1 protein-coding gene and 1 pseudogene are annotated in these 3032 nt (G+C 59.5%); both read left to right on the forward strand.

All coding sequences use genetic code 11. From position 1 onward, the window contains the following. Nucleotides 1-417 (forward strand): annotated as a pseudogene (locus M0974_RS12590) (multidrug transporter subunit MdtA); the annotation flags it as partial. A 15-nt stretch (nucleotides 418-432) separates the two neighbouring features. Next, the coding region (locus M0974_RS12595; RefSeq protein ID WP_297836755.1) for an efflux RND transporter permease subunit at nucleotides 433-3032 on the forward strand (2600 nt) is incomplete at its 3' end.

The following is a 3032-nucleotide window of genomic DNA, read 5'->3' on the forward strand; positions in this document are numbered from 1 at the left end:
ACCGGTACGGTGACCTTGAGAGCCACGTTTGCGAACGATGACGAGGCTTTATTTCCGAGCGAATTCGTCAATGTGAAATTGCTGGTGGATACGCTCCGCAACGCCGTTCTCGTGCCCACGCCGGCCGTGTTGAGCGGCGCGCCAGGCAACTATGTTTACCTCGTCAATGCCGATCACACGGTGTCCGTACACAAGGTCAAGCTGGGGCCGAGCGACGGTACGAATACGGCCATTCTCTCCGGCCTCGCGGTCGGGGATTCGGTAGTGGTCGACGGCACTGACCGGTTGAGCGACGGTGCCAAGATCACCATTGCCACGGCGACCCCGGCTACCGCCCCGGCTCCGGGCCCGAACACTCAGAAGGGAAAGAAACCGCACGGCAAACCTTCGCAAGGCGCTCCGGCGGCGCAAAGCTAAGCCGACGCGCGCGCGATGAATATTTCCCGTCTCTTTATATTAAGGCCCGTAGCTACCTCGTTGCTGATGATCGCGTTGGTGCTCATCGGCCTTGTGGCGGTGCGCTTTCTGCCGGTCTCCTCGCTACCCGACGTGGACTATCCGACCATTCAGGTTCAAACCTTCTACCCGGGCGCCAGCCCGCAGGTGATGGCGACCACGGTGACCGCGCCGCTGGAGGTGCAGCTCGGTGAGATCCCCAGCTTGACGCAGATGACCTCGGCCAGTTCCGCCGGGTCGTCGATCATTACGTTGCAGTTCAATCTGGCGCTCAATCTCGACGTGGCAGAGCAGAACGTCCAGCAGGCCATCAATGCCGCCAACAGCTTGCTGCCGACGGGTCTGCCGGCGCCGCCGGTGTATGCGAAGGTCAATCCCGCCGATCAGCCCATCCTCACCCTGGCGGTGACCTCCGATTCCATGTCGCTGACCCAGTTGCAGGACGTGGCCAACAATCGACTCGCCTCGAAAATATCCGAGGTTCCCGGCGTGGGCCTCGTGAGTCCCGCCGGCGGCAACGTGCCCGCCATCAGGGTCGAAGTGGACCCCCACAAGCTGGCCGGCTATGGGCTGAATGTCGACGATTTGCGCACGACACTCGCCAACATCAACGTCAGCCAGCCCAAGGGAAATTTCGACGGCCCGGATCTCGACTACACCATCAACGACAACGACCAGATCCAAGATCCGAAGGAATACCTGAACACGGTGATCTCCTATCAGAGCGGTTCGCCCGTGTTCTTGCACGATGTGGCCAAGGTCACCCAAGCGGCGCAGGACATCGAACTGGGTGCCTGGTTCAATCGCACGCCGGCCATTGTACTCAACGTGTTGCGCCAACCGGGCGCGAACGTGATTGCCACGGTGGATCAGATTAAAAAGCAGCTGCCGCAGCTTCTGGCCACGTTGCCGCAAGCGATGCATCTGGAGATCGTTGCGGATAGCACCGGGGTGATTCGCGCGTCGGTATCCGATGCAGCCTTCGAACTTGCCTTGTCGATACTGCTCGTCGTGCTGGTGATATTCGTGTTTTTGCGCAACGTGCCGGCGACCATCATCCCCAGTATTTCGGTGCCGGTCTCGCTGGTGGGTACGCTGGCGATCATGTACCAATTCGGCTACTCGATCGACAATCTATCCCTGATGGCCCTCATCATCGCCACGGGCTTCGTGGTCGACGACTCCATCGTGATGATCGAGAACATCGTGCGCTATCTCGAAGAGGGCATGAATCCTCTGGAGGCTGCGCTGGCCGGCGCAGGGCAGATCGGCTTCACGATCATGTCGCTGACCATTTCCCTGATCGCCGTGCTCATCCCATTGCTCTTCATGGGTGGTGTGATCGGCCGGCTCTTCAGCGAGTTTGCGGTCACTCTTGCGGTGACCATCGTGCTGTCCGCCGTGGTGTCCCTGACGCTGGTGCCCATGATGTGTTCGCGCATCTTGAAGAGAAAAGCCGAGCGTACCCCTAGCCGCTTCGAGCGCATCAGTGAAGGGCTGTTCGATAAAACCTTGGCGGCTTACGAAGGCGGCCTCCGATGGGTGCTGCGTCACCAGCGGCTGACGTTGATCGTGGCGTTGATTACCATTGCGCTGACCGGATTCTTGTACGTGGTGATCCCGAAGGGCCTCTTCCCCGTGCAGGACATCGGGGTGATCCAAGCCATCAGCGTTGCCGACAACTCGGTGTCCTATCAGACGATGTCGACCCGGCAAATGGAACTCGCCGATGCCATCCTCAAGGATGCGGATGTGGTTTCACTCACTTCTTATATAGGTATCGACGGCACCAACACGACGTTGAACAGCGGTCGTTTCCTCATCAATCTGCGGGCTCATAGCGACCGGTCATTGAGCGCCGCACAGATCGCGAAGCGCCTTCAAAACGAGGTGGCCGACATATCTGGCATCAAGTTATATCTGCAGCCGGAGCAAAATCTCACCCTCGATACCACGGTATCGCCGAATCAATACCAACTGGTGCTGCGGGGTCCGAGCCAGCAATCGTTCCAGGAATACGTGCCGGAACTCATGGCCCGGATGAAGAAAATCGCCTCGGTTACGGATGTCACCAGCGATCTCGACAACGAAGGCTTGAGCGTGGATATCGAGGTCAACCGTCAACTTGCCGCGCGCTATGGCATCACTCCCGCCACCATCGACAACGCCCTGTACGATGTGCTCGGGCAGCGTATCGTCTCGACGATTTTCAACCAGTCCAATCAATATCGTGTAGTGCTGGTGGCCAAGCCCGAGAGCCTCCCCAGTCTGCAGTCCTTGGGAACCTTGTACTTGCCCACGCAGACGGGCAGCACCGGCCAGGTCCCCTTGAGCGGCATCGCGGACATCAAAGTCACCAAGGCCCCCTTGGTGATCAGCCATTTGGCGCAATTCCCGGCGGTCACGGTATCGTTCAACTTGGCCCCCGATGCCTCGCTCAGTAAGGCGGTGGAGGAAATCGAACAGGCCGAAGCCGCCATCAAGCTGCCGCCGTCCATTACCAGTTCCTTCCAAGGCGCCGCCCAGGCCTTTCAAGATTCGCTGTCGAGCGAGGTGTTCTTGCTGCTCGCGGCCCT

The organism is Pseudomonas sp. (genome assembly GCF_026224925.1).
Taxonomy (GTDB): domain Bacteria; phylum Pseudomonadota; class Gammaproteobacteria; order Pseudomonadales; family Pseudomonadaceae; genus Aquipseudomonas.